The sequence below is a fragment of the Pseudomonas sp. TH37 genome (genome assembly GCF_016650735.1).
GTDB classification, from domain to species: Bacteria; Pseudomonadota; Gammaproteobacteria; order Pseudomonadales; family Pseudomonadaceae; genus Aquipseudomonas; species Aquipseudomonas farris.
In genome coordinates, this window is sequence record NZ_JAEKFD010000004.1 from 1 (window position 1) to 25,951 (window position 25,951).

Sequence of the window (25,951 nt, forward strand, 5' to 3'; positions counted from 1 at the left end):
CTCTGCCTGTCGCGACCGGCTGCAATGGGTCGGCAGCTGCCCTTCGCGACGGGCAGCAATCGGCCCAGAGTGTGTGAAAACCTAACAATCTGCTGGCCGGTTAAAGAAAATGCCCGTATCGCAAGATACGGGCATTTTTCATGCGCTATATCCAAGGTGAAAACCGCTCCCAGACCGCGCTGTTTCCACTCTCGCTGGACGAACTCATTCCCGAGGATCATCTGGTTCGGGTCATCGAAGCCTAATTTCCCTTCTGGACTTTGAGCAGTTGGGCTTCGACAAAGCCAGATCCAGGGCCACGGGACGCCCTTCGTACGATCCCGCCGACCATTGATAATAATTGGGCGGAGAACCAGATCCGGCCTTGGGCTCTTGGACGGCCCTGCTGCAGCCCAAATGAGCGAATTTACCCCTTATCTCGGCATAACCCCCAAGAGATCCAGCGGCTTGCCAAACGAAAAGTCAGGCACTAAGGTAGCGCCCTCTAACGACTGGCCCCGGACTTTGGGTGAGCGGTAGCGGCTACAGACAAAAAATCAGATGGCAGCGCACCCTCCTTTGGCGAGTAATTCACCGCACAAAGATAGCGCTGTCTCACTATCAAGGTGCCTGAGGCTCGATAGAGCTTTCCTTGAAAGTAACAATCACAAGAAAGAGGAAGCCCGTGATGACGAACGCTAGTGCTAGCGCGACTGTCACCAACAGTTTGGCAACACCCCACGCCCAACGGATGAGCACCTACGTGTTCGCGCTGTTTTTCATCCTCGGCAGCATCACCAGCCTTAACGATGTCCTGGTGCCAAAACTCAAGCACCTCTTCAGCCTCAGCTATACCGAGGCCATGCTTGTGCAGTCGTCATTCTTTTTTGCCTATTTCATTTTCGCCATACCCGCAGGCGTGCTCATTTCGCGAATCGGCTACATGAGAGCGGCCGTCCTCGGGTTGCTGCTGATGGCTGGTGGATGCCTGCTCTTCATTCCTGCCACCCAGTCCGCATTGTTTCCAGCCTTCCTCGGCGCCCTCTTTGTGCTTGCGATTGGCGTGACAACCGTTCAGGTCGTTGCGAACCCGCTGCTTTCACTACTCGGAACCGCCGCAATGGCCCCCAGCCGCCTCACCCTCGGCCATGCGTTCAATTCGCTGGGAACCACGGTCGCACCCTACCTGGGTGCCATACTGATCCTGGGCTCCCTCAATGCGGTAGATACCTCCGCATTGTCGCCAGCAGAACTGACGTCCTTCCTGTCGCAGGAAGCCAGCGTGATCAGCAACACCTATGCAAGCATTACGCTCTTCATCTGCATCGTCGCCTTGATCGTCTGGCTGAAAAGAAATGAGCTGCAACCGTCAACAAGACCTGAACGTCTCAATCCACTCGCTGCGCTCGACCTTCTAAAGCAGCCGCGCTTTGCACTCGGCACCGTTTGCATATTTCTCTATGTCGGCGCCGAAGTCACGATTGGCAGCCTCATCACCGACTACCTCATGCTGCCGACAACCCTGGCCCTTCCCGCCGAAGCCGCAGGCAAGCATGTTGCCTTCTATTGGGGTGGCGCCCTGGTTGGCCGCTTTATCGGCTCGGCGCTGATGCGCACTTTCGCGCCCGGGAAACTGCTGGCCTTTGCCGCCACGGCAGTCATTGTGCTGTTGACGATCTCTGCCACCACACAAGGCGTTGTTGCCGGATGGTCGCTGCTGGCCGTCGGGCTGTTCAACTCCATCATGTTTCCGACGATCTTTACCCTTGCGACCGCAGGGCTCGGTCATCGCGCGGCGGAAGGTTCGGGCCTGTTCTGTTGCGCCATTGTTGGCGGGGCATTTATTCCGCCATTGACAGGGTATGCGGCCGACCTCTCGACGCTCGCGATGGCATTGAGCGTGCCAGCGACCTGTTATGCCGGCATCGCAATCTACGGTTGGTATGCCCGCGCTCCGAAGCACTAGCATTCCCTGGCGCGGCTAGCCCATTGGTAGAAGCTAACGATCAGATTCAACCGTTTGTTCGCCGTGCCAGGATCGAGCCCCAGCTCGCCTTGAGACCAGTCCCGGTAACGAGATAGGACGCTCAGACCGTTAGCAGGGCTCTCTTCATCCCGGGCCATTGGCTTCCAAGAAGGCGAAGTAGTCGTACAGACGACGTCCGTAGGCTTCCCAAGTCAGTTCGCTTCGTGCCTCACCGGACTCCACGAGAATATGCCTGAGGAAGGATTGCACGGGCTCAACAGGCCAGCCATCTGAGCCAACCAACAGCGGAAAACCTTCGAAAGATCGACCTGCTAACGACAGGTCTTTTGTTGCGAATATCAGTCTCATTCCACAGCCTTCAAACACCTTCCAGCGGACTCCCCATCAGTGGCCAGGATGGGAAAGGGGCCGGTGGCTGTGCCCTGAACGTTTACAGTCCCTAGGATTAGGGTTGAATTTTCGGTTTTGCTGGCTTCGACCAATGCCAAGTACATCGGGCTTATCGCAAACAGACCAATCGACAACAGGGGCCAGAGAGGAAAACACAAGTTCACATATCTACGGAGGGTGATCAAAGCAGTGCAGGAAGCGCTACACCAGGAAAAGCAGCAGGTGGCAACCTGACCAATCCTTCTTTTTCACACACTCTCCACAATCAGTTGATGCTTCGTAGTCTCGATACGCGTAATCGCAGGCACTTGGCCCGGCTGAGAATGGATCATTAAGTACTGTTGGGTACGCTCGGTGTCAAAGACCTGACCTGCTGCCTCCATCTCGTCAATCAGCTGCCGATCGACTGAGTAGTAGCCACAGTTCGAACATTTAAACTCATCAAAACTGCCTACTGGATAAGCTTTCTCGGCGCTATCGCCACATACGACGCAGACAGTGATGCTCATACGCACCTCCTTTTGAATCATCTATCAACTGTAGCTGATCTCGCCTCTATCAACCCTTCCACCGCCCGGGCATGACCCGGCATAGGACGCCCCATTACGAGTGCAGACCAGGCCGCGTGGAATACATACCAACTGGATCGCGCCGCATGAAACGCATCTACTTCAGTGCCGCCATGACCGGCTTCACCGATCTGAACTTCCCGACCTTCAAAGCTAGCGGCTAATCCCGGCACTCGTCATCACCTTTGCCTGAACCGCTTGCACGACTGCGAACCAGAAGAATCTGTTGCATTGCCAGTTGTGCATCAGGATCTCCGCATTCAGCCATGCACTCAAGACAATCGCCTCCGCAATCTTCGAGCTCTGGCGCGGTATCGAGAGGACGCTTGCAAATATTGCATGTACGCATTCTGGGCTCCTGCCTCAGTGTTCAGGCAAATCAGCAGTGCGGATGAGCAGCTATGACGGAAAGATTAAACACCAACCGAGCAGCCAAAGGTAACCGCAACCCGGCTACTGCTGCTCCCTCTTCCTTCAATGTCAGCCGCTATAGCGGTAACGATCCAATGGCATCAGGGATAAGGGACAAAATCCCCTAAGCGTTCTCGGGCGATCGGGACAGCGTATTCAAGCAGCTCAAGCGGAACGTCCTGTACGAACAGAGTCACCTCAAAGCGAAGCCTCTCGTCGTTTCTGAAAATTTCAAATAGGGGCCCTTTGTTGCCTCTCCAGCACTCCAGCGCTAGGCCAACCACCGCCCCATGGCCTTCAAACTTGAGTCTGACCTTGGTCAGCATGGTTGATCTGGTTGGCATCGCAGGAACCTCTTTGATCGGTCCTGCTTGATCAGGGCCTTCGTGCAGAGATGAGTTTTGGGCCATGGCAGCAGGACTTATCGATGCACAGATTAAAATCATCGAGAGGCTCAACCACACAGTCGATCGAGCGTTTCTTTTTCTCATGTCGATACTCCATGCGCCGAGCCCTTCCTGATTTTGTCAGGCAGTCGCGTTCGACTCGGCAAGATGAACTTCAGTGGCATTGCGACCCGCTAACCAAGCGAGCGCAGACGCGGCGACCAATACGGCTGCGCTGAGCTCGAATGTGGCTTTGTAACCACTTAGATCAAATGCCAAGCCGCCGATAATTGCGCCGCCTGCGATAGCCAGTTGGACAATGGCCACAAGCAAGCCCCCTCCGGTTTCCGCATCATCAGGAAGAGTTTGAGCCAGCCATGTCCACCATCCAACGGGAGCAGCAGTAGCGACCAGCCCCCATAGACCGAGCAACACTGCGGTCAGCCACGGCGATGCGCCGAAGTTCACTAAAGCCAGCGCTATGACAGCCATTATCAGAGGGATAACCGTCAGCGTGCGGTAGAGGCTATTCCCGATGAATCTTTCGATCAGAAAGGTCCCGATCAAACCTGAAAGTCCCAGCCCCAGCAGCATGAAAGACAATGTTGAGACGCTAACACCGGTCACGACCTCAAGAAACGGGCGCAGGTAAGTGAACAGCATGAACTGCCCCATGAAAAATACGCTGACGGCTACCATCCCCAATGCGACTGGCAACTGTTTCATCAGCCGCAAGGCGTTGCCGCTACCTGTTTGGCGCTCGGCCTTGAAGGACGGAAGACTTATCAGCAGCCACACGGCCGCAAGTGCTGCGACAGGTACAACACAGAAGAATGCGCCGCGCCAACCTATCAGCGAGCCAAGGAAGCTGCCCGCCGGAGCTGCGATTACCGTAGCGAGAGCGTTACCACCATTGACGATGGCCAGCGCTCGGGAAACTTGATCAGCCGGCACCAGGCGCATTGCGGTCGCCGCCGACAATGACCAGAAACCACCGATGGCTATCCCGATCAAGGCACGCCCAAGCATGAATGAGGGGTAGCCCGGCGCGAGCGCGACGATCGTACCTGACCCGATCATTAGCAAGGTCAGACACAGCAGCAACTTCTTGCGTTCGACGCGAGCGGCGATCGATGCAATGACCAGGCTTGTGATCAATGCAAATGCACCGGACACCGAAATGCCCTGCCCTGCCTGGCCTTCCGTGATGTGCAGGTCTGCCGCAATGGGAGTCAGCAGGCTGACAGGCATGAATTCTGATGCGACCAAGGCGAATGCGGCCAACGACATGGCCAGCACGGCACTCCAGCCGCGTTTTTCTGTAGAAGGAAAAGTCATGGAAATTACCTGTGGTGCGAAAAGCGTGTTGGTGTGATGCGCAGGGGGGTCGAGCAGTTTGTCGCCCGCGTGGGCACTCCCCCTGTAACAGATCGACACATTCTCCCGGTCGATCTGCTTGAGCCCTAGTGCATTCCTCTTGAATGCTTGCCTGATCCTCTGAGGCTGCAGGGTGATGGATAGGAAACGTCTGTTCAGCGGATTAGAGTTCGGACAACAGGAGCGACCAACCATGATTCATATACCCCAGCGCCATGAATCACCTTTGGCGTTGAACATTGACCCGCGCGTGAGCGTACCGGGTGACTTCGCGACATCTATTCCCGGCCTGTCGCTGTTTCGTCGCGATCTGCCGGCGCCCCCCGCCGTGTGCATGATCGAGCCGAGCCTGACTCTGGTGGGCCGTGGTGAAAAACGGTTGCGGGTGGGTGGTGAGGGTTACAGCTACGGCCCTTCGCGTTTTCTGGTCACGTCACTGGATCTGCCAGCCAACTCCGAAGTGATTCTTGCCAGTCCCGAAAAGCCCTGTGTCGGCCTCGTACTGAAACTGGATGTCAGCCTGCTCGCCGAGGTAATCACCAAAAGTGGCTTGCCTGCGAAGCGACATCAATCAACGGGTACGGGCGCTGGCATTGGCAACATGTCGTCCTCACTGCAAGGGGCGCTCGATCGCCTGCTGGCATTGCTCGATGAACCCGAGGCGATCCCGGTGCTGGCGCCGCTGATTCTGGCCGCCTGTTCGGTACCACGCCCAGTCGTGACATTGCGCTGCTGCGTGGACAGCCACTCGAAACAGAAGCGCTCGGCAACGCGGCAAGTTGAACGAAAGACAAGCTTTTCCGGTGATGCGCCTCGCAGCGTTTCACTACTAATAACAATGCAAGTCAACCGATGATCAAGCGGGTGAGCCATGGAACTACGAATCAACCAGAAGACCTATCAAGTCGATGCCGACGCCGATACGCCCTTGCTGTGGGTGATCCGCGATGATCTGGGCATGACCGGTACCAAGTACGGCTGCGGACTGGCGCAGTGTGGTGCCTGCTCCGTACTGGTGGACGGCAATGTGGTGCGCTCGTGCGTCACGCCGGTGGCTGGTGTGGTCGGCCGGGAGGTCACCACCATTGAGGCCATCGAGGCAGATGAAGTGGGCAAGCGGGTCGTCTCCACCTGGGTCGATCTTCAGGTCGCCCAATGCGGTTACTGCCAGTCCGGGCAGGTGATGGCAGCCACTGCACTGCTCAAACAAAACCCCAAGCCGAATGACGCACAGATCGAGGCCGCGATGGTCAATCTGTGCCGCTGCGGCACTTACAACGCCATTCATGCCGCCATGCATGAGCTTGCCGGCAAGGGAGACGCATGATGAACGTTCGTATCGACCCGTCCCAGGAAGCATCAGCGCTTGATCTGCACGAACCGGTCAATTTGTCGCGCAGACGTTTTCTGACCGGTACCGCCGTGGGCGCACTGGTGCTCGGCTTCGGCCTGCCGCTCGGTTCGACACGCGTGCAAGCGGCGGCAGCTGCGACCGCCGAGCGTGGCACGCAGGTGCCGGCGTTTCTGGAAATTCGCCCAGACAACCGCGTGCGTCTGCTGTGCCCGTTCATGGAAGGTGGGCAAGGTACGTTCACCGCGATGGCGCAGATCGTCGGTGAAGAACTGGATGCCGACCCGGCGACCTTCCTGGTCGAAGCCGCGCCGCCCGGCGAGGCCTATGTGGTCATGGACAACGGCATGCGCATCACCGGCGGCAGCATGTCGGTGCGCATGAGTTACCCGGTCATGCGCCGCCTCGGCGCGCTTGCCCGCGCCATGCTGCTGCAGGCGGGCGCGGAAAAGCTTGGGGTGCCGGTGGGCGAATTGACCACCGAACCTGGCAAAGTGGTGCATGCCGCGTCGGGCCGTTCGTTGGCGTACGGTGAATTGGCCGAGCGCGCGATGGATCTGCCGGTTCCCGCCCCTGACACAGTGCAACTTCGTGATCCGAGCCAGTTCCGCTGGATCGGTAAGCCCGTGAAGCGCGTCGATGCCTATGACAAGTCCACGGGCAAGGCGCTCTACAGCATCGATCTGAAGGTCGAAGGCATGCTGCACGCCGCCGTTCAGCATGCCCCACGCTTGGGTATGACAGTGGGCAACGTGCGCAACGAAGACCAGGTCAAGGCCATGAAAGGCGTTCACTCCGTGCATCGTCTGCCGGGTGCCGTGGCAGTGGTCGCCGAGCGCTGGTGGCACGCAAAACGTGCGGTAGAAGCGATTCAGGTCGACTGGCAAGAGCCAACGGTCGACAGCAAAGTGCGGCCGATGCCCGCAGATTTTTCCAGCGATGACTGGCTCAAGCGACTCGCTGAAGAAAAGGGCCCAGCCAGGGATGACGAGAATGAAGGGAACGTTGCTTCGATTCTCAGTGATGCCAAGTCTCGAGTCGACGCCACCTATCACAACCAATATCTGAACCACGGGCAATTGGAACCGCCTTCTGCGCTGGCCAGATTCAATCCGGACGGTTCGCTGGAAGTCTGGCTGCCTAATCAGGCGCCGGACATGTTCCGTGCGGATATCGCCAAACGCACGGGTCTGGATCCGTCTCGCATCACATTGCATTCACCACTGCTGGGTGGATTCTTCGGTCGGCATTTCCTCTACGACTCAGCCAGTCCTTATCCCCAGTCGATCGAGCTGTCCAAGGCGGTTGGCCGCCCGGTCAAACTGATCTGGAGTCGAGAGGAGGAGTTTTTGCGTGACGTGCTCCGTCCCGTTGCAGCGGTGAATTTCCGAGCCGCGCTGGATAACGACGGCTGGCCGCTGGCAATCGAAGCGATCAGTGCCACCGAAGGTCCTACTGAGGCCATCGCCGGCAAACAGGGTGAAAAGCTAGACCCCACAGCACTTGAAGGGTTGTCGGGCAAGTCCTATGCGATCCCCAACAAGCGGATCGCGCAGATCTATGTCAAAGGTCCGGCGATGTTGGGGTACTGGCGTTCGGTGGGCAATTCGCTCAACGACTTCTTCTATGAATCGTTCCTTGACGAACTGGCCGACAAAGGCGGCAAGGACCCGTTCGAACTGCGCCTGCATTTGCTGCGTGACAACAAGCGCCTGACCACACTGCTGCAGGCGGTGGGTGAGCTGTCGGGAGGCTGGAAGCGTGGGCCGTTTACAGCCCAGGACGGCACCAAACGCGCGCGAGGCGTGGCGATGGCTTCGCCGTTCGGTACACAGACGGCGGTGATCGCCGAGGTATCCATCGAGAACGGTCAGGTCAAGGTGCACGACATCTGGCAGGCGATTGACCCCGGCAGCATCGTCAATCCGGCGATTGTCGAGGCTCAGGTTAATGGCGCCGTTGCGCTGGGGCTGTCTCAGACACTGGTAGAGGAGTCAGTGTGGGTTGATGGCAAACCTCGGGCTCGCAACTACGACCTGTATCCGATCCTGCCGCCTGCGCGGATGGCACGGGTACACGTTCGTGTCGTCGAGAGCGGGGAAAAAATGGGTGGCATCGGCGAACCGCCGTTGCCGGCCGTGGCGCCAGCCGTCGCGAACGCGGTGGCAACGCTGACCGGGCAACGGGTTCGAAGCCTGCCCATGAGCCGACACACCTTCACCTGATCAACGCCGGAGCGCCCATGAATAACAGCCGATTCGCAAGAACCGCTGGCTGGCTGGCGGTGCCGTGCCTGGTAGCGGCAGGCCTGCTGGCCTGGTATGTCACTCGCGAGCCCGCCTCGCCTTTTGAAAACCACCACATAGCCGTGGCCGACATCAACCCTGCGCTGGTCGCCCGTGGCGAATACGTCGCCAGGCTCAGCGATTGCGTGGCTTGCCACAGCGTGCCAGGCGGAGCACCGTTCGCCGGCGGCCTGGAAATGGCCACACCGCTGGGAGCGATCCATGCGACCAATATCACACCGGACACTGAAACCGGCATTGGCCATTACAGCCTGACGGATTTCGACCGTGCCGTCCGCCACGGTGTGGCACCCGATAGCCGCCGTTTGTACCCGGCAATGCCCTACCCGTCTTACGCAAAGCTCAGTGATGACGACGTGCGTGCGCTGTATGCGTTCTTCATGAAAGGCGTGGCGCCGGTCAAACAGGCGAACATCCAGAGTGGAATTCCCTGGCCACTGAACCTGCGCTGGCCGATTGCACTGTGGAACGGTGTGTTTGTTGACGCCGAGCCCTATGTTGCAAGACCTTCGCAGGATGAAATGTGGAACCGCGGTGCTTACCTGGTTCAGGGCGCCGGGCACTGCGGCAGTTGCCATACGCCACGCGGCCTGGCGTTCAATGAGAAGGCACTCGACGAATCCGGTGCGCCGTTCCTCGCCGGCGCCTTGCTGGATGGCTGGTATGCGCCGAGCCTGCGTGATGACCACAACACGGGTCTGGGCAGATGGAGCGAGCCGGAGATCGTGCAGTTTCTCAAGACTGGGCGCAACAGACACGCGGTGGTCTACGGCTCGATGACCGAGGCGTTCAACAACTCCACGCAGTTCATGACCGATGACGATCTGACGGCCATTGCCCACTACCTGAAATCGCTGCCCGGGGACCCTCAGCGCGATGGAGCGCCCTGGCAGTATCAGAAGGCATCTGCCGCTGAGTCTCTGGACACTGCCGGTGCCCACACCTACGTGACGCGGTGTGCGTCATGCCATGGTCTGGACGGCAAAGGGCAGCCCGAATGGATGCCGCCACTGGCCGGAGCGACCTCCGCATTGGCCAAAGAGAGTGCATCGGCGATCAACATCACCCTCAACGGCTCGCAGCGTGTCGTGGCCGCCGGTGTGCCGGACGCCTATCGCATGCCCGCCTTCCGCGAGCAGCTGTCGGATCAACATATCGCCGAGGTCCTGACATTCATGCGCAGCGCCTGGGGCAATCAGGGTAGTGCTGTCGATGCGCAGGCGGTTGGCAAGCTGCGTGAACACACCGATCCGGCTAGCAGCAGCCCGACCATCCTCCACATGCGCTAGAGGAGAGTTTGATGGAAAGCATCGATTTGCTGGTACTGCGCACGGCGCGGGACTGGCTCGCGGCCGGAGAGCGCGTGCTACTGGCCACCGTGGCGCGAACCTGGGGCTCCTCACCGCGCCCGACAGGGTCGATGATGGCCTTGCGTAACGACGGTCGGGTGGTCGGCAGCGTGTCCGGTGGTTGCATTGAGGATGACCTGATCCATCGCTACACCACGGCCTATGGTGGGAGTGGCTTGAAGGACGGCGCACCGGAAGTGGTGCGCTATGGCGTCAGCGCCGATGATGCGCATCGATTCGGCTTGCCCTGCGGCGGTACGCTTGAGCTGATTCTCGAGTTCAACCCGTCTTGGCAGTCGCTTGATGAACTGCTGGCCCATCTGGATGACGGGCGGCTGGTGCGCCGCTGCCTGGCAGTAGCGTCCGGTCAAGTCACGCTCCAACCCACCGCGACACCGGAGCAATTCAGTTTCGACGGCAAGCATATGCTCAATACCTTGGGGCCAGGGTATCGAATGCTCATGATAGGTGCCGGCGCACTGGCCGAGTATCTAGCCACCATGGCGTTGTTCAACGGCTTCAAGGTATCGGTTTGCGATCCACGTCCGGAATACATCGAGACTTGGGCGGTGACCGGCGTGGAGCGAATCGTCGGCATGCCCGATGATGTTGTCCGCGACTTCGCGGTCGATCTGAGAACCTGCATCGTCGCCTTGAGTCATGATCCCAAACTCGACGATCTCGCATTGCTCGAAGCCCTCCATAGCCCGGCGTTTTACATCGGCGCAATCGGCTCGCGGCGCAACAGCCAGCTGCGCCGCGAACGCCTGATTGAGCATTTTGGTGAGACCCAGGCGTCACTTCAGCGTCTGCACGGGCCGATCGGCATCTACATCGGCAGTAAGACGCCTGCAGAAATCGCCGTCAGTGTGATGGCCGAGATCCTTGCGGCCAAGAATGGTGCCAGCTTGCCGAGTGAGTTCAGTGTCGCCCAAGCTAAACACTCCATTGAATCTGTGCCCTCATCACCGTAGACCTATGCTTGGTTGAAAACCTCCAGGGGCCCCGCCGGTTGTCAGCTCTTCCCCGCATACGGTTCTTCCAGTAACGGCCTCCGCACCCTACTGCCTTCGTGTAGGTCGCGGACTTAAGCGATCCGGATTTCATTTTGGCTGGCCGACAAGCACTCCCAGCTCGGAGCAATGGGTGTGGTGCCCAATGGGTGTTCATCGAAAGCCGAGGCCAGCGCCCGCTAGTTGGCCGGATGTACGCCCAATACAGGAATACCCATACAGCACGGTTATGGGAAATACCGACTTGCAAGGGTATGGGAGCGCCCGTAATACTTCGCGGATGGAATTTAAAGAAAGACTCAAAGCCGCCCGTCGCCATGCAGGTCTAAACCAGACCGAGCGTGCTGAGCCCGCAGGTCTCACGCAGACGATATCGTCGACGGCGACATGTACGCGATCAACCACAACGGCCAACTCCGCGTGAAGCTGGTCTACCTGAAGAAGGGTTGATCAATGCCAAAGAAACATCAGGAAAGCAAAGCAGCGACGGCTGCTGACATTGAGCGCTCTATCCAGGCGCTGAACAAAATGGCTGAACGCCTCTGGGGCGATGGCCGGGAAGCTGAGGCGAAAGCCCTCCTCGATGCCTTGGATGCGTTAAACAGGGCACTCGATCGGATCAGGATTGGAGAGAGCCGCAGGGTTCTTCATTGAAACGTACACGTCCCGGCTGAAGGCTGGGAGTATAAACAGCAAGGTAGATGGCTGATGGGGCTGCTCGAGTTTCCACCGGCAACCAGCGGAACGGAGTGCAGCCGAGTGATTTTGGATCAGGTCACGATCTGAATGCACGACTGGAAATGCTGACATTATTTTGGTCTGGATCTTTGGCATTGGAAAAACTGTATCCCTCTGCCTCGTGTGTCGGGCCAAAAAGCAGCCCCTTTTCTGCAGAGGTCTCCTTGAAAACCTGAACGTCATCCACGTCAAAAACGATTTTGACGCATGCCTGACCGTTCTTTAGGCCTTTGGCCGCCTTGTGCAGAAGTAGCTTGGCGCCACCTGCTGACGAAGTCAGTTCCGTGATGCCATTGAGCTCCGGCAATGCGGAAAACCCAAAATGCCGAGTGTAGAAATCAGATGTCTTCGCGACATCCTTCGCATAAATGATCACCGCATTGATTGCTGGCTTCATATCACCCTCCCTGGTTGGTCACTCAAATCAGCTAGCCATCTTAGACGTAAATCCTCAACACACCACATCCAACTCATCCCGCCACCCTGGAGGCGCCCATGTCAGCATAATGCAAGGCTCAGTTCCAATTCTGCCGCCTCCGGTGAGCCAAGACGACCTGACTGAGGTTGATTGGCTGGAAGCGAAGGCGGAAAACCTGATGCGGCTTCGTCGTCAGTTGGGGTATCCGTGCAGATGAGCGTCCAAGCCTATAAAGTAGCCACCTCCAAACAAGGAGGATGGAATATTGCTCATCAAAATTGAGCTGCTGGACGAGCTGCTTCAGCGCTATGCCGGATACCTCGGCAATGACTTCACCGGATACCGGAATCATGTGTACCGAGTCATCAACTTTTGTTGCTCGCTCAACGTGCTGGATGCTGTAGGCCTGGAAAAAATAGTTGTGGCCGGGGTATTTCATGACCTTGGCATATGGACGGCCAGGACGTTTGATTATTTGCCCCCGTCAGAGCAATTGGCAAAAGACTTCCTTCGGGAAATCGATAAGCTGGGTTGGACGGAAGAGATTATCTCGATCATTCACAACCACCATAAAATAACTCGGTCCCATACCGATCCACAGAACCTTGCAGAGGTTTTTCGGAAAGCCGATTGGATCGACGTATCCCACGGAGCGGTTACTTTTGGACTCTCACGACAGAAGCGACGTGAGGTGTTTTCGACCTTTCCTGATGCAGGATTTCACTTTCGCTTAGTTCAGCTTTCGCTCAAGCGACTGCTAACGAACCCGCTGAGTCCACTGCCAATGATGCGGCTCTGAATGTAGTAATTCACTCGTCACCCACCCTTGATAGCAGCAGAGCTGCTTTATTGGCCAAAAATTACTAGCAGCGCTATTTTCTGAAATATCATACTCTTGTCGCCATGAAAACACGCCGCCCCCTTACCCCTGAAGAAGTCGCCGAAAGCACCAGGCTCAAGGCTATTTACGACCAGCGAAAGTCTGCTGCCAAAGCGGCTGGATCAAATCTCACTCAAGCGGATGTGGCTGAGGCCTGCGGATGGTCAGGCCAAAGCGCCTTCAGTCAGTACGCAACCGGCAAGGTTCCACTGAACGTCGAGGCACTCCTGAAACTGGCAAAAGCCTTGCGCTTCGATGCCAATGAAGTGAGCCAGCGCCTGATGTCGACCGTTGCCAGCGTCCAGTCTTCCGAGCGCATCCAGCCCAGCGTATTGATGTCGGACATCCAGCCTTGGGATGACGACACTCCCCTGGATGACGATGAGGTCTACGTTCCCTTCTTGCGCGAAGTGGAACTGGCGGCCGGATCAGGCCGTTTCGTGATTGAGGAAAGCGACAGTGCCCGGCTGCGCTTTTTCAAGAAGGACCTTCGCCATAACGGCGTTCAGTTCAGCAACGCGAAGTGCGTGGTTGTCAGCGGCAACAGCATGCTGCCAGTGCTGCGTGACGGCGCAACCGTAGGCATTAACGTCGGCAAGAGCTCACTGGGCGATATCGTTGACGGCGACATGTACGCCATCAACCACAACGGTCAGCTACGGGTGAAGCAGGTTTACCGCCTACCGACGAGCATCCGCCTGCGCAGCTTCAATCGCGACGAGCATCCGGATGAGGACTACACCTTTGCCGAGATCCAGGAACAGCAGATCGTGATCCTCGGCCATGTGTTCTGGTGGGGGATGTTTGCCCGCTGATTGACCGCATAAGGCATTTGCATAGGGAAATGGACATGAGCATTTTACGGATTACGACACCTCTGCTCGTAGCCCTCCTCGCTTCTGGATGCACCAGCGTGCCGAAGGAAAAGACCGAGTACGAAAAACAGATCGAGGCGATGCCAATACCCACCACAGAGGCGGACCGGCTCGAGCAGTGCAAGAACCTCAATGACGCCGTCTTTTGGCAAATGCTGGAAAATGGGATGCAGAGCAGAAGAACCTCATTCTTCAAGCCTCTCGATTACTCAAAGGTATTCGCACTCAATCGCCGCATGGTTGCCATGAAGTGCCCCAAGGTGGAAATACCGCGGATGAAGCTGCAGAAAGCTCAATGAGCGAGGTATGGCCTTGGGACATGTTGGCGATCCGACTTCAGGCGCAGATCGACACTCTGTAGAACCCGCCCATCGATTAGAAGCCCGCCAAGCGCGGGTTTTTTTGTGCCTTTCAAAAATAATATTAGCAGCGCTATTTACTTCAAATAGCAGCACTGCTACTTTTATTTGCACACCCAGACAACACCAGTCCAGCAACGAAAGCATCACCTCTGCCCATTCACTGAGTGGGCAGTGGGATGTAGGCCTACATCAAACGTAAGGCTCAACTGAGCACAGGGTGACATCAAATGAAATAGGGAAATGACCATGACCGTAGACATCAGCAACTACACAATCGCTACACCGCTTCCTATCTCCGACACCAACCCCATTGCACTAGAGCTCATCGGCTGGCGGGCACTGCTTGAATGCCCGGAAGTCGTTACGATGCTTCCAGATGGCTCGCTGCAAATGACGGCGCCGACGCTCGGCGCTTCGAGCAAAAGCACGCACCGCACCCGCTGCGAGTGGAAGGAGCCGGGTTATTGGCTGTTCGCCAGCGCTGCCGACCACTGGAACCGACAAGAAATGCGGCTGACGAAAGTCAACTCGCTGCAGAAGGTCGTGATCAGCCAGATTCATGTGCAGGGTTCAGAGCGACCACCTGTAAAGGTGTTTTGGAACAAAGGCCGGATCACCATGGGGTTCCGGTCGAGTTATCTTCAAGAAGACCCGGTGAACACGACGGTTCTGGAAGACGTGCCGCTCGGGGCACTTTTCAAAATCAACATTCACGCCAATTCGAGCGGCGCCGTCTCCGTTTCGGCGAGCTGTAACGGCGTCAAATCGACCTCCGCAATCATGCGCCTCGACAACACCTGGGACACGAAAACGCTGGCCTTCCACGGCGGTGTGTACAACCAGATTGATTACTCCGACACCACCGACCCCGAAGACGGTTCGGTGTGCATCATCAGCGACCTTTCCATCACCCACGCTTGATATCGCCTGAGTAAAACGGACCTGTAGGAGCCAGGCTTGCCGGCGAAGGCGTCCTTAAGCGCGCCTTCGCCGGCAAGCCTGGCTCCTACAAAAGCGCATCATCGGGCAGCGATTGGAAGTCATCCACCACCTTGTCTGTCGTAATGACCGCATCAAGGCCCCAGTCGCCAGGCACGTGCCAATCCTCTCCAAACATCTCCGCCGGATGCATCGTCCGTTCGGAACCATTGCCGCACGCCAGGGACTTCGCCGGACAATACAGGTCACATCCCCAACAGATCCGTTCGGGGTGCTTGGGGTTGACGGGGAAGTTCTTGGCCATGCCGATCTCCGATCATTGAGTGGCGTCGTTCCAACCTACAGCCCTTGCGCAACGCCAGCCTTGATACATATCAAGAATCGACATCAAGCGACTTCCCTCCCCCATCGCGATCCTGCAGCTAAGCTTCTAACGGCTGAACAGACCTGGAGACGTCGCTCATGCTCAATAAAAATCCTTTCCCAAGCGTTGGGGTCCCGGACCATCCAACCCTGTCGACATGGGACGATCAAAACGCCGCAACATCCATCGATGGCGACGCGTTTACCGCCCCGCCCGCCTTGACCAACGCCGAACTGGTTCACTTGCGTGTCCGGGTAATTGCCTTGGAAAACCTGGTCATCGCGCTGCTGGCAGAAGGTTCGGAACGTCAGCTCGCCATTGCCCGGGAAATGGCCGACTACATAACCCCCAGACCCGGTTTTACCCAGCATCCCTTGACCGTTCATGCGGCGGCACAGATGACCCACAGCGTTGAGCGCGCCCAGCGATTTCGCCAACGTGACGAGCCATCCGTTTAATTGCGCAAAACTTGATAACAATCATTATTGTTCGCAGCAAAGCTTCCTAGACTCGGGCTCCTACTCGTCAGTGTTCAGGAAGCTATTATGCGTACCCCTTTTTCGCTATCACTCGCCCTGCTCTTGCTCACACCTCTGGCTCACGCCAAGGAATACCCGATCGGGGAACCACAGTTGTGTCCCGGGCTGGAAGTCGGGGCGGTGTATTTGCAGCCGATAGAAATGGCACCTGCGGGGATGATGCGCGCCACTGCGGATTCCGACGTCCACCTGGAAGCTGACATTCGGGCCACCGCGGACAATCGGCAGGGCTTTCAGGAAGGTAGTTTCGTGCCCTACCTGAACGTCTCTTTCAACCTGAAAAAACACGGCAGCGACCCCGAGATCAAAGGCGATTTCCACGCCATGGTGGCCAATGACGGTCCGCACTATGGCGACAATGTGAAGCTGCTTGGCCCCGGTAAATATCAGCTGACGTTCACCGTCCTGCCACCCGGCGGCCATGGCTCCCTCGGGCGCCACACCGATAAGGAAACCGGTGTCGCTCCCTGGTTCGAACGCTGCGAACTGCACTACGAATTCATCTACGCCGGCATCGGTAAAAAAGGCGGCTATTGAATGAAGCGCCTGCATCTTGCCTGGCTGATTGTGGCCGGAACAGTTGCACCGTTGACGGCCCATGCCGAGTTGCCGAGCTTTGAGCTGATCCTGCGCGATGGCCACTTCACGCCGGCCTTGCTGGAGGTGCCGGCCGGACAGCGCTTCAAGATCGTTCTGAAGAACGTCGGCCAAGGTCCGGCCGAGTTCGAGAGCACGCCGTTGCGGGTTGAAAAAGTCCTGTCGCCGGGCGTGACGACCTTCGTGGTCATTCACTCCCTGAGGCCCGGTCACTACCCCTTTTTCGACGAGTTCAATCCGCAATTGCCCGAAGGCGGCATCCTCGCGAAATAACCTGTTAGCGCACGGAGCTTCCATGAATCAATCAATGTTCATCGTCTGGCGCGAAAGCGTCGAGGCGTTGCTGGTGATCGGTATTCTCCAGGCCTGGGCCAGCCAGCAAGGCCAACGTAATCGTCTGGTCAAATTCCTCTGGGCGGGTGTGGTGCTGGGGTTGATGCTCTCGGGCCTGCTGGCGGTGTTGATTCTGTTTGCCGGTGAAGCCATGAGTGGATCGGCCAGCGAATGGTTCCAGGCCGCACTTGCATTGGTTGCCAGCTTGTTGATGGTGCAGATGGTGAGCTGGATGCGTCGTCACGGGCGCAGCCTCAATCACGATTTGCGACGACACGCCGACAGCCACCTGGCTCGACAAGGTGGCGCAGGTCTATTACTGCTGGCCATGCTCGCGATCAGCCGCGAAGGCAGCGAAACGGTGGTTTTTCTCTATGGCGCTGGCGCCCGGTTGCGAGGTCCGCAGCTCGGTTTGTTTGCCGTCGGCGGCGTGTTGGGGCTGGTGCTGTCGGCGCTGACCATTACGCTGCTGCACAGCAGTCGCCGATTCATTTCATGGCAACGATTTTTTGCCATCAGCGAAGTCATCTTGCTCATGCTCGGCGCGGCGTTGCTGGTCAGCGGTACCGAACGAATCGGCGGCCAACTGCTCGCCCTGGATTTGCCGGACATGGTTTACAGTCTCGTTGGCGAAGCGCTTTGGGACAGCAGCACATTGCTGAGTGACAGCCATGGATTGGGTGGCTTTCTTGCAGGGTTCGCCGGTTATCGGGCAAGCCCCAGCGGCCTGACCTTGTTGGTGTGGATCGGTTATTGGCTGGCCGTCCGCGGCTGGCTACGGCAACGGACTGCGGACAACCTGCCATGCCCGACCTGAGCCGGCGCAATCGATGGCTCCAGCGACTGGGCGACGGGATGCGTCGCCATGCGCCCGTCATCCGTGCGGTGCAGTGGGCTGTTGTAGTGTTTTACGCGGTGCTGTTGGTGACCCCGGCGCTGTTGCCGCTTCCAGACAGCCAAGCTCGGATACTCGACAACCTGACCTTGCTCGCGCAGTTTCTATTCTGGGGAATCTGGTGGCCGTTCGTGTTGCTGTCGATGGTGTTCTTCGGCCGACTCTGGTGCGGCGTACTGTGCCCGGAAGGCTCGCTCAGCGAATGGGCCAGCCATTACGGTAAAGGCCTGGGTGTGCCGCGCTGGTTGCGCTGGGGCGGCTGGCCAACCTTGGCGTTCTGCCTGACGACCCTCTACGGCCAGTTGATCAGCGTCTATGACTACGCCCAGGCCGCGCTGTTGATTCTGGGCGGTTCGACGGTGGTAGCGGTTATCGTCGGGTTGTTGTTCGCCCGAGGCAAGCGGGTCTGGTGCCGTTACCTGTGCCCGGTCAGCGGCGTTTTCGCCCTGCTCGCCCGGCTTGCCCCTGTGCACTTTCAGGTCGATGAACAACGCTGGCTAGAAAATGCCGCACCGCGCCTGCCGCCGCCCAACTGCGCTCCCCTGCTCGATATCCGCCGCCTGCAAGGCGCCAGTGATTGCCACGCCTGCGGACGCTGCAGCGGGCAACGCGGTGCCGTTCAACTGATCGCCCGCTCCAGCAATCAGGAGATTCTTCACGCAACGGCGCGGACCCTGCCCCCTTGGGACGCACGCTTGCTGCTGTTCGGCGTGATCGGCTTGGCCATGGGCGCGTTTCAATGGACGGTCAGCCCATGGTTTGTCGCCCTCAAACAATCCCTCGCCCAGTGGCTGGTCGAACACAACCAGCTCTGGGCCCTGCAGGACAACGCTCCTTGGTGGCTGCTCACCCATTACCCCCAGCTCAACGACAGCTTCAGCTGGCTCGACGGTTTCAGCATCGTCGCTTACCTGAGCTTGAGTTCGATCGTGCTCGGCACGGCGTTGATGCTGCTTCTGCGCCTGACGGCCCGACTGGCGCAAGATCGCACTCTGTATTGGCCTTTGGCGCTGACACTCACGCCCCTGGGAGGTGCCGGACTGTTTCTCGGACTGTCGGCCACCACCGTCAAACTACTGCGTTATGAAGGTCTGCTGCTGGAGTGGGTGCAACCGGCCAGAGCCTGTCTGTTATTGGCCGCGATGGGCTGGAGCCTGCTCCTGGGTTGGAAACGGCTGAGTCGCGAAGGTCTTTCCCAGGTGCGACGCGGGTCCGCCATCGCTTGCCTGCTCCTGGCCGAAGGCATGGTGGGATTTGGCTGGTGGTTGCAATTCTGGGGCTGGGCTTGAGTTCCCCCAGCCCCCGTTACCCCCGCAACACGAAGGCTGGAAACAACTCGCGCATGGCCTCCCACAACTCTGGCAGCAATGCTTGAGCCGAAACGCTAGGCAACAGCGGATCGAACATCCGCTCGGTGCGAACCAGTTGCACGGCGAAGCGTTTGACGCCAAGCGCATTCAAGCGTTTGGCCAGGATCAGCAGACGCGCCGGTTCGAACAGATGCCAATGCACGGTGGTGCGACATTCGTAGTCGACACCACTGGCCAGCAGATGCTCGAGGCTGCGCCAGTTGGCGGTCCCGCTGCCTTCGACCCGGGTGATGGCCTGGCAATCCTCGGGCAACGCCTTGATGTCGAAACCGACCCAATCCGCCCCGGTCAATGCCTTGGCAAATGCAGCAGGCTTGATGCCGGCGCTGTGCAAGCCGATGCGAAATCCCATGTCCCGCACTTCGTCCATGGCGCTAAGCAAGCCGTCCTGCAGAGTCGGTTCACCGCCGCTGAACACCACGGCATCAAGCAGATCCTGACGACGTTGCAGAAACGCCAACACCCGCCGCCAATCCACTTCCTCACTGCCACGAGGGGGAATCAGCTGCGGGTTATGACAGTAACGACAACGCCAGGCGCAACCCTGGCAAAACAGCACGCAGGCGAGCTGTCCCGGATAGTCGATAGTGGTCAGGGGCACCATGCCCCCGACCCGAAGCATTCGACTCATTGGCGCCCGGCCAGTGCCGCGCTTTCAGTGAAGTGCACCCGCTCACGGTGCTCCGACTGTTTACCCGGATTGAACGCCGACACAGGACGGTGATAGCCCATCACCCGGGTCCAGACTTCGCAGCGTTGACGTTGAGCCTGGGGCAGTGTTTGCGATGCAGTCATGGTGAAGCTCCTTGCGGTTGAGTGGATCGAAATCAATGAACGGCGCCGGCTTTCTGTTCTTGCAGCAGCAGGACCTCGTCGCATTTGGGGCAGAACTCATGTTCGCCATCGAGGTAGCCGTGCACCGGGCAGATGGAGAACGTCGGGGTCACGGTCAGGTACGGCAGGCGGAAGCGGCCAAGGGCTTTTCGCACCAGTTGCTTGCAGGCCTGGGTCGAGGAAATTCGCTCGGCCATGTACAGGTGCAGGACCGTGCCGCCGGTGTATTTGCATTGCAGTTCGTCTTGAAGCTCCAGGGCCTCGAAAGGGTCTTCGGTGTAGCCCACGGGCAGTTGCGAGGAGTTGGTGTAATACGGCGCCTGCACACTGCCGGCCTGGAGAATGTCGGGATAGCGCTTGAGGTCTTCCTTGGCGAAGCGGTACGTGGTGCCTTCTGCTGGTGTCGCCTCCAAGTTGTAGAGATGACCGGTTTCCTCCTGGAAACGCAGCAACGTGGCGCGCACGTGGTCCAGCATATTCAGGGCAAACTTGCGGCCCTGCTCGGTGTGCATGCCCTCCTTGTCGCCGGTGAAATTGCGCAGCATTTCATGCAGGCCGTTGAGGCCGATGGTGGAGAAATGGTTGCGCAAGGTGCCCAGGTAACGCTTGGTGTACGGGTACAAACCGGCGTCCATGTGGTGCTGAATGACTTTGCGCTTGACCTCCAGGCTCTCCATCGCCAGTTCCATCAGCGTGTCCAGGCGCTGCAACAAACCACTGGTGTTGCCCTTGAACACATAGCCCAGACGCGCGCAGTTGATGGTCACCACGCCGAGCGACCCAGTCTGTTCCGCCGAGCCGAACAAACCGCCGCCGCGCTTGAGCAACTCGCGCACATCCAGCTGCAAACGGCAGCACATCGAGCGCACCTGATTGGGCTGCAGATCCGAATTGAGGAAGTTCTGGAAGTACGGCAAACCGTAGCGCGCCGTCATCTCGAACAGACGGTCGGCGTTTTCACTGTCCCACGGAAAATCATGGGTGATGTTGTAGGTCGGGATCGGAAAGGTGAACACTCGCCCTTTCGCATCGCCAGCCTGCATCACCTCGATGTAGGCGCGGTTGAGCAGGTCCATTTCGACTTGCAGGTCGCCATAGGCAAACGGCATTTCCTCCCCGCCGATGACGGGTATCTGCTCACGCAAATCCTGCGGGCACACCCAATCAAAGGTCAGGTTGGTGAACGGCGTCTGGGTGCCCCAGCGTGACGGTACGTTGAGGTTGTAGATGAACTCCTGGATCGCCTGGCGCACTTCTTGATAACTCAGCTGGTCCTTGCGCACATAGGGCGCAAGGTAGGTGTCGAACGAGCTGAATGCCTGGGCACCGGCCCATTCGTTTTGCAGGGTGCCGAGGAAATTCACCATCTGCCCCAAAGCGCTGCTCAAGTGCTTCGGCGGACCGGCTTCGACACGCCCCGGCACACCGTTGAGCCCTTCGTGCAACAGGGTGCGCAGCGACCAGCCGGCGCAGTAACCGGCGAGCATGTCGAGGTCGTGCACATGCAAATCCGCCTCGCGGTGGGCCTGGCCGATGGCCTCGCTGTACACCTCGTCCAGCCAGTAGTTGGCAGTGACTTTGCCCGACACGTTCAACACCAGCCCGCCCAGTGAGTAGCCTTGATTGGCGTTGGCCTGAACCCGCCAGTCTTCACGGTCCAGGTACTCGTTCATCGAGGTCGCCACTTCGACCATGGTCCGGCGGTCGCGACGCAAACGTCCGTGTTGTTCGCGGTAGACGATGTAGGCGCGCATGGCGAAGAAAAAACCGGCGTCCATCAACACCCGTTCGACACGGTCCTGGATCTGCTCGACATGCAGCCTTGGCAGTCCGTCCAGACGAGCGAGTACCGCCTGAAGCAAACCTTCAACCTCAACCTCGGTGTACTCCCCCGTAGCCTTGCCGGCAGCGATCAACGCCTGACGGATTTTGTCCGCATCGAAGGCGACCAGACTGCCATCGCGCTTGTGCAAGCGGTTACATCCTACTGAGATCAGCGTGCTCTGCATTCGGCCTCCAGATACTACATATAGATGTTTATAGACAAACAAACACAACATGCAGTGAAGACTACGGACAAAGGGCTGATCTGCAATTGATCGATATCAAGATTTTGCGGTGAATCTGTGACAAGCGCGGGTCCCATGTGGGAGCGGGCTTGCCCGCGATGGCGGTCTATCAGTCAACATTGATGTTGGATGTGATGGCCTCTTCGCGGGCAAGCCCGCTCCCACATGGATTGGTTGTATTTTTTGAATTGTGCAAGACAGCTCAACCGCCACTCATGTTCATGAACCGCACTATCTGCACCTCCCCTTCGGGGCTGAAATCGTGGCGCAACGGCTTGCCGCGCAAGGCCTTCTGCACCGCATTGATCACCGGTTGATCATCCAGCGGATATCGCCTCAACAATCCGCGCAAATCCAACGCGTCCTCCTGCCCCAGACAAAGCAACAGCTTCCCTTCAACAGTCATCCGCACCCGATTACAGCTGCCACAAAAGTTGTGGCTGTTGGGTGAAATGAAACCGATCCGGGTATCGGGATGGCGTTCCAGGCGCACGTAGCGCGCCGGTCCGCCGCTGTTTTCAGTGCTGTCGAGTAACCGATGCTGGCTGGCGATCAGCGCCCGCACTTCGTCGCTGGAACAAAACGATTCGCCCCGGGAACGCCCGACGTCGCCCAAGGGCATTTCTTCGATGAAACTGATGTCGATGCGCTGATCAATCGCGTACTGCACCAACGCCGGGACTTCATCGAAGTTGCGCCCTTTCATCACCACGCAGTTGAGCTTTATCCGTTCAAACCCCGCGTCCCGTGCTGCCTCAATGCCGTTGAGCACCTGATCGAGATCGCCGATGCGGGTGATCGCGCGAAATTTCTGCCCGTCCAGGCTATCGAGGCTGATGTTCATCCGCTTGACCCCCGCCTCCGCCAATGGCCGGGCCAGACGGCTCAGTTGCGAGCCGTTGCTGGTCATCACCAGTTCGCGCAAACCGGGCAGCGCGGCGATGTTGCGGCACAGTTCGACAATGCCCGGACGAATCAGCGGCTCGCCGCCGGTCAGGCGAATTTTGCGTACGCCCAACCCGACGAACAGCGTTGCCAGACGCTGCAACTCTTCCAGCGTGAGCACCTGCTGACGCGGCAGGAAGGTCATGTTTTTCGCCATGCAATACACACAGCGAAAATCACAACGATCCGTCACCGACATCCGCAGATAATCGATCTGCCGTCCAAAGCCATCCTGCATTACAGCGTTCATCACATCTCCCGGTTTGCCTCGATGCTCACTGCACCAGCGGTGAGTCGGCGCCCTGCAAGTGGATGCCGCGAATATCCGCCGCACCAATCAGGGTTTGCAGGTACTGCACCAGCGCTTTTTGCCAAACGCCTTGCTGCAACTGCGTGCGGATCGCCGTCGACACCACTTCATAGGGCAACGGCATGCCTTCGATCCGCTGATCGACACTGACCACATGCCAGCCGTAGCGACTTTCCAGCGGTTTGCTGGCCAGGCCCGGCGCCAGAGTGAACAGCTGACGTTCCAGTTCGGGCACGGTCTGGCCCTTGCTGATCTGCCCCAGGGAACCGCCCTGAGCCTTCGACGGACAGGCCGAATACTTCACGGCCAGCTCGGCGAAACTGCCGGGAAAATCTTCCAGACGTTGCAGCAGAACCTCCGCCTGATCATGCGCAACGGCGCGTGCCTCGACATCATCCGGCGCGCATTCGAGCAGGATGTGCCGAACCGCCAGCAACGGTGCGCTGTGGAAACGCCCGCGATTGTTTTCGTAGTAACGAAGACTGGTTTCCTCGTCGCATTGAGGCACGTGCACCTCACGTTCAAGCAACAAGCGCGTGGCCGCTTCTTCTTCGTTCTCGCCGGCACCGATCTCCATCGACACGCCGAGTTCGGCGATGCGCTGCTGCAACAACTCGCGGATCACCAGCGCCCGGGCGGCCAGATAGACCGCCTCTTCGCGGCTTTCGGCCGGGTGATATTGCAGCTCCTGGGCCATCGCTTCCGGGGTGATCGACACCTCGTTGACGCTGATGATCGGCCACTCCTGCTCGCTACTGGCGATCAACTGCGCCGGGGCGTCATCGGCAGCCGCCGGCTCAACCGGGAGTGCTTCAAACTGCGCCTCTGCGACCGACGCGATGTCGAGAACGTCCTCGGCTTTTTTGGAAGACCCGCAGCCACCGCTGCCGCCGTTACCACCACCACATCCACATCCACCTGACATGATTGTCTCCTCAGTACTTCTGACGAACGATTTGATAACGACGCCCCAGGTACCAGATCGGTGCGCTGATCATGTGTACGAGACGGGTGAAGGGGAACAGCACAAACAGGGTCAAACCGAGAAACACGTGCAGCTTGTAGGTCAGCCCGACCGGCGCGATGGCCGCCGCCGCTTCCATCGGCCGCAACAGCACGGTGTTCTGCGCCCAATCAGCGAGCATCACCATCACCGAGCCGTCCATATGCGAGGTGGACGCGACGATGGTCAGCAGACCGAGCAGCAACTGCGCCAGCAGCACCAGCAGAATCAGGATGTCCGAAGGGCTGGAGGTGGCACGTACCCGAGGATCGGTGAGCCGCCGATTGACCAGCATCAGCAAGCCGATCAAGCACAGCAGGCCAAAGAATCCGCCGGAGACCATGGCCAGCAACTGCTTGTTCTCAGTGCTGATGACATGGTGATAAACCGACGCAGGCGTCAGCAGGCCGACGAAATGCCCGGCCAGCACGAACAGCACACCGATGTGAAAGAGGTTGCTCGCCACGCGCATGCCGCGTTGGTTGAGCATCTGGCTCGAACCTGCTTTCCAGCTGTATTGCGACAGGTCGAAGCGTGCCCAACTGCCGATCAGGCAAATGGCTAAAGCGACGTAGGGATAGATCCCGAATAACAACAGATTCCATTTAGACATTACCGACCTCCTTGGCTGGCACGGCGGCCAACCCTTCATGCTGAAAATCCACCCAGTGCAACGGCACTGCGCTTTCTTCCCGAGCCTTGCCCGGTGCGCTTGGCAGTCCACTGCAACGGTCCTGCTGTTCGGCCTGGAGAAAATCCACGGCCTCCTCTTCCCAGATCTTGTCGAGGGCTTCGAGGGAGTCGTCACGGGGTTCCGCGGCGACCTGCGCCCGCAGGTCAGCCACTGCTTGATGAGGCTCGGCCCCGGCAATTTGCAGCAGTGCCCGGAAGCAGCTGGCATAGGCGCTTTCGCGCTCTTCCAGACGTGCGGCGAGCAAGGCCAGCAAGTGCGAAACATCCGCCAGGCCCTCGCGGGCCTCGATGTCTTCGCGGGTGGACAGGAACTCCAGGTACAGCGGGATATAGTCCGGCAGCTCTTTGACGCCGATGGCAAAACCGGCTTCTTCGTATTGCGCCATCATGTCGACCATGGCCTGGCCACGGTCGCGGGATTCGCCGTGCACATGTTCGAACAGCAGCAGCGACAGCGAGCGACCTCGGCCGAACAGCGCACCGTAGTGCTCCTGCCCATCCATCAGGTCATTGCCGCAGATCAGCTCGAGCAACTCGAACAACGCGCCGCGTTGCTTGGGGCTGATTTCCCGTGACTGGATAATCGCCTGCTCCAGTTCGTCGCGACCGCCAATCAGCGTCTCCGTCGGGTAATCGAGCAGCAGCGAAATCACTTTGAGAATTTGCATG

General features: G+C 58.6%; 27 protein-coding genes and 4 pseudogenes. 18 read left to right on the forward strand and 13 right to left on the reverse strand.

All coding sequences use genetic code 11. The features are described 5' to 3' along the window. Positions 1–140: 140 nt before the first annotated feature. Positions 141–328: pseudogene (locus JFU11_RS11950) on the forward strand (IS5/IS1182 family transposase); the annotation flags it as partial. Between the two features lie 339 nt (positions 329–667). Beyond that, complete coding sequence (locus JFU11_RS11955) at positions 668–1,945, forward strand: sugar MFS transporter (RefSeq protein ID WP_201121297.1); 1,278 nt, start codon at positions 668–670, stop codon at positions 1,943–1,945. Between the two features lie 11 nt (positions 1,946–1,956). Here the strand turns inward: JFU11_RS11955 and JFU11_RS28325 are convergent. The 4 genes and pseudogenes from JFU11_RS28325 to JFU11_RS11970 form a co-directional block, all read right to left on the reverse strand. Continuing rightward, positions 1,957–2,314: pseudogene (locus tag JFU11_RS28325) on the reverse strand (site-specific integrase); the annotation flags it as partial. Between the two features lie 290 nt (positions 2,315–2,604). Next, positions 2,605–2,865, reverse strand: coding sequence for a hypothetical protein (locus JFU11_RS11960; RefSeq protein WP_123722349.1), 261 nt, complete (start codon positions 2,863–2,865; stop codon positions 2,605–2,607). Between the two features lie 572 nt (positions 2,866–3,437). Next, on the reverse strand, positions 3,438–3,662 hold the full coding sequence (locus tag JFU11_RS28330; protein ID WP_201121311.1) for a hypothetical protein: 225 nt from the start codon (positions 3,660–3,662) through the stop codon (positions 3,438–3,440). Between the two features lie 201 nt (positions 3,663–3,863). Continuing rightward, on the reverse strand, positions 3,864–5,060 hold the full coding sequence (locus tag JFU11_RS11970) for an MFS transporter (RefSeq protein WP_123722455.1): 1,197 nt from the start codon (positions 5,058–5,060) through the stop codon (positions 3,864–3,866). A 232-nt stretch (positions 5,061–5,292) separates the two neighbouring features. On the opposite strand from JFU11_RS11970, the pseudogene JFU11_RS11975 reads away from it, so the two are divergent. From JFU11_RS11975 to JFU11_RS12000, 7 genes and pseudogenes are all read left to right on the forward strand, one after another. Next, positions 5,293–5,790, forward strand: a pseudogene (locus JFU11_RS11975) (AraC family transcriptional regulator); the annotation flags it as partial. Positions 5,791–5,970: 180 nt separating this feature from the next. Next, positions 5,971–6,426 carry a (2Fe-2S)-binding protein gene (locus JFU11_RS11980; protein WP_201060698.1) on the forward strand — a complete coding sequence of 152 codons (456 nt, stop codon included), beginning with the start codon at positions 5,971–5,973 and terminating at the stop codon, positions 6,424–6,426. Further along, the gene (locus JFU11_RS11985; RefSeq protein WP_201060699.1) at positions 6,426–8,675 is read left to right on the forward strand and encodes a molybdopterin cofactor-binding domain-containing protein; all 2,250 of its coding nucleotides are present in this window, start codon (positions 6,426–6,428) and stop codon (positions 8,673–8,675) included. The genes JFU11_RS11980 and JFU11_RS11985 overlap by 1 nt, the downstream gene beginning before the upstream one ends. A 17-nt stretch (positions 8,676–8,692) precedes the next feature. Continuing rightward, positions 8,693–10,045: a cytochrome c gene (locus JFU11_RS11990; RefSeq protein WP_201060700.1), complete on the forward strand. Its 1,353-nt coding sequence runs from the start codon at positions 8,693–8,695 to the stop codon at positions 10,043–10,045. Positions 10,046–10,056: 11 nt separating this feature from the next. Further along, on the forward strand, positions 10,057–11,079 hold the full coding sequence (locus JFU11_RS11995) for an XdhC family protein (RefSeq protein WP_123722345.1): 1,023 nt from the start codon (positions 10,057–10,059) through the stop codon (positions 11,077–11,079). Positions 11,080–11,398: 319 nt separating this feature from the next. Then, positions 11,399–11,488: pseudogene (locus JFU11_RS28085) on the forward strand (XRE family transcriptional regulator); the annotation flags it as partial. An 83-nt stretch (positions 11,489–11,571) separates the two neighbouring features. Then, positions 11,572–11,772, forward strand: a complete 201-nt coding sequence (locus JFU11_RS12000) for a hypothetical protein (protein ID WP_007895617.1) — start codon at positions 11,572–11,574, stop codon at positions 11,770–11,772. Positions 11,773–11,893: 121 nt separating this feature from the next. On the opposite strand, the gene JFU11_RS12005 is transcribed toward JFU11_RS12000, so the two are convergent. Further along, the gene (locus JFU11_RS12005) at positions 11,894–12,253 is read right to left on the reverse strand and encodes a VOC family protein (RefSeq protein WP_123722344.1); all 360 of its coding nucleotides are present in this window, start codon (positions 12,251–12,253) and stop codon (positions 11,894–11,896) included. Between the two features lie 286 nt (positions 12,254–12,539). Here JFU11_RS12005 and JFU11_RS12010 point away from each other — a divergent pair, with 286 nt between their 5' ends. The 4 genes from JFU11_RS12010 (at position 12,540) to JFU11_RS12025 (ending at position 15,312) form a co-directional block, all read left to right on the forward strand. Then, a complete protein-coding gene (locus JFU11_RS12010; RefSeq protein ID WP_201060701.1) occupies positions 12,540–13,073 on the forward strand; it encodes an HD domain-containing protein in 534 nt (177 codons plus the stop codon). Positions 13,074–13,177: 104 nt separating this feature from the next. Then, positions 13,178–13,969, forward strand: coding sequence for an XRE family transcriptional regulator (locus JFU11_RS12015; RefSeq protein ID WP_201060702.1), 792 nt, complete (start codon positions 13,178–13,180; stop codon positions 13,967–13,969). Between the two features lie 35 nt (positions 13,970–14,004). Next, positions 14,005–14,328: a hypothetical protein gene (locus JFU11_RS12020; RefSeq protein ID WP_201060703.1), complete on the forward strand. Its 324-nt coding sequence runs from the start codon at positions 14,005–14,007 to the stop codon at positions 14,326–14,328. Between the two features lie 309 nt (positions 14,329–14,637). Further along, positions 14,638–15,312, forward strand: coding sequence for a polysaccharide lyase family 7 protein (locus JFU11_RS12025; RefSeq protein WP_123722341.1), 675 nt, complete (start codon positions 14,638–14,640; stop codon positions 15,310–15,312). Between the two features lie 85 nt (positions 15,313–15,397). Here the strand turns inward: JFU11_RS12025 and JFU11_RS12030 are convergent, their stop codons facing one another. After that, positions 15,398–15,634 (reverse strand): DUF3079 domain-containing protein, encoded by a 237-nt coding sequence (locus JFU11_RS12030; RefSeq protein WP_050681133.1) that lies wholly within the window; start codon positions 15,632–15,634, stop codon positions 15,398–15,400. A gap of 158 nt (positions 15,635–15,792) precedes the next feature. On the opposite strand from JFU11_RS12030, the gene JFU11_RS12035 reads away from it, so the two are divergent. From JFU11_RS12035 to JFU11_RS12055, 5 genes are all read left to right on the forward strand, one after another. Beyond that, positions 15,793–16,152: a hypothetical protein gene (locus tag JFU11_RS12035; protein ID WP_123722340.1), complete on the forward strand. Its 360-nt coding sequence runs from the start codon at positions 15,793–15,795 to the stop codon at positions 16,150–16,152. An 87-nt stretch (positions 16,153–16,239) separates the two neighbouring features. Further along, complete coding sequence (locus JFU11_RS12040) at positions 16,240–16,770, forward strand: iron transporter (protein WP_038982871.1); 531 nt, start codon at positions 16,240–16,242, stop codon at positions 16,768–16,770. Then, a complete protein-coding gene (locus JFU11_RS12045) occupies positions 16,771–17,103 on the forward strand; it encodes a cupredoxin domain-containing protein (RefSeq protein WP_201060704.1) in 333 nt (110 codons plus the stop codon). Positions 17,104–17,125: 22 nt separating this feature from the next. After that, positions 17,126–17,980, forward strand: a complete 855-nt coding sequence (locus JFU11_RS12050; RefSeq protein ID WP_201060705.1) for an FTR1 family protein — start codon at positions 17,126–17,128, stop codon at positions 17,978–17,980. Next, positions 17,968–19,347 carry a 4Fe-4S binding protein gene (locus JFU11_RS12055; RefSeq protein ID WP_201060706.1) on the forward strand — a complete coding sequence of 460 codons (1,380 nt, stop codon included), beginning with the start codon at positions 17,968–17,970 and terminating at the stop codon, positions 19,345–19,347. Before JFU11_RS12050 ends, JFU11_RS12055 begins: the two co-directional genes overlap by 13 nt. A gap of 16 nt (positions 19,348–19,363) precedes the next feature. Here JFU11_RS12055 and JFU11_RS12060 read toward each other — a convergent pair whose 3' ends face one another. The 7 genes from JFU11_RS12060 to narJ form a co-directional block, all read right to left on the reverse strand. Continuing rightward, complete coding sequence (locus tag JFU11_RS12060) at positions 19,364–20,059, reverse strand: anaerobic ribonucleoside-triphosphate reductase activating protein (RefSeq protein ID WP_201060707.1); 696 nt, start codon at positions 20,057–20,059, stop codon at positions 19,364–19,366. After that, complete coding sequence (gene nrdD, locus JFU11_RS28285) at positions 20,056–20,223, reverse strand: anaerobic ribonucleoside-triphosphate reductase (protein WP_017338867.1); 168 nt, start codon at positions 20,221–20,223, stop codon at positions 20,056–20,058. Before nrdD ends, JFU11_RS12060 begins: the two co-directional genes overlap by 4 nt. 32 nt (positions 20,224–20,255) lie before the next feature. Beyond that, positions 20,256–22,271, reverse strand: coding sequence for a ribonucleoside triphosphate reductase (locus JFU11_RS12070; RefSeq protein ID WP_201060708.1), 2,016 nt, complete (start codon positions 22,269–22,271; stop codon positions 20,256–20,258). A 262-nt stretch (positions 22,272–22,533) separates the two neighbouring features. Beyond that, positions 22,534–23,526 (reverse strand): GTP 3',8-cyclase MoaA, encoded by a 993-nt coding sequence (gene moaA, locus JFU11_RS12075; RefSeq protein WP_201060709.1) that lies wholly within the window; start codon positions 23,524–23,526, stop codon positions 22,534–22,536. 25 nt (positions 23,527–23,551) lie between these two features. Then, positions 23,552–24,511 (reverse strand): peptidylprolyl isomerase, encoded by a 960-nt coding sequence (locus JFU11_RS12080; protein WP_201060710.1) that lies wholly within the window; start codon positions 24,509–24,511, stop codon positions 23,552–23,554. A gap of 10 nt (positions 24,512–24,521) precedes the next feature. Beyond that, a complete protein-coding gene (gene narI / locus JFU11_RS12085; RefSeq protein ID WP_052964413.1) occupies positions 24,522–25,202 on the reverse strand; it encodes a respiratory nitrate reductase subunit gamma in 681 nt (226 codons plus the stop codon). Further along, entirely contained in the window at positions 25,195–25,950 is a 756-nt protein-coding gene (narJ, locus tag JFU11_RS12090) for a nitrate reductase molybdenum cofactor assembly chaperone (protein WP_201060711.1), read from the reverse strand. The genes narI and narJ overlap by 8 nt, the downstream gene beginning before the upstream one ends. Position 25,951: the final 1 nt, after the last annotated feature.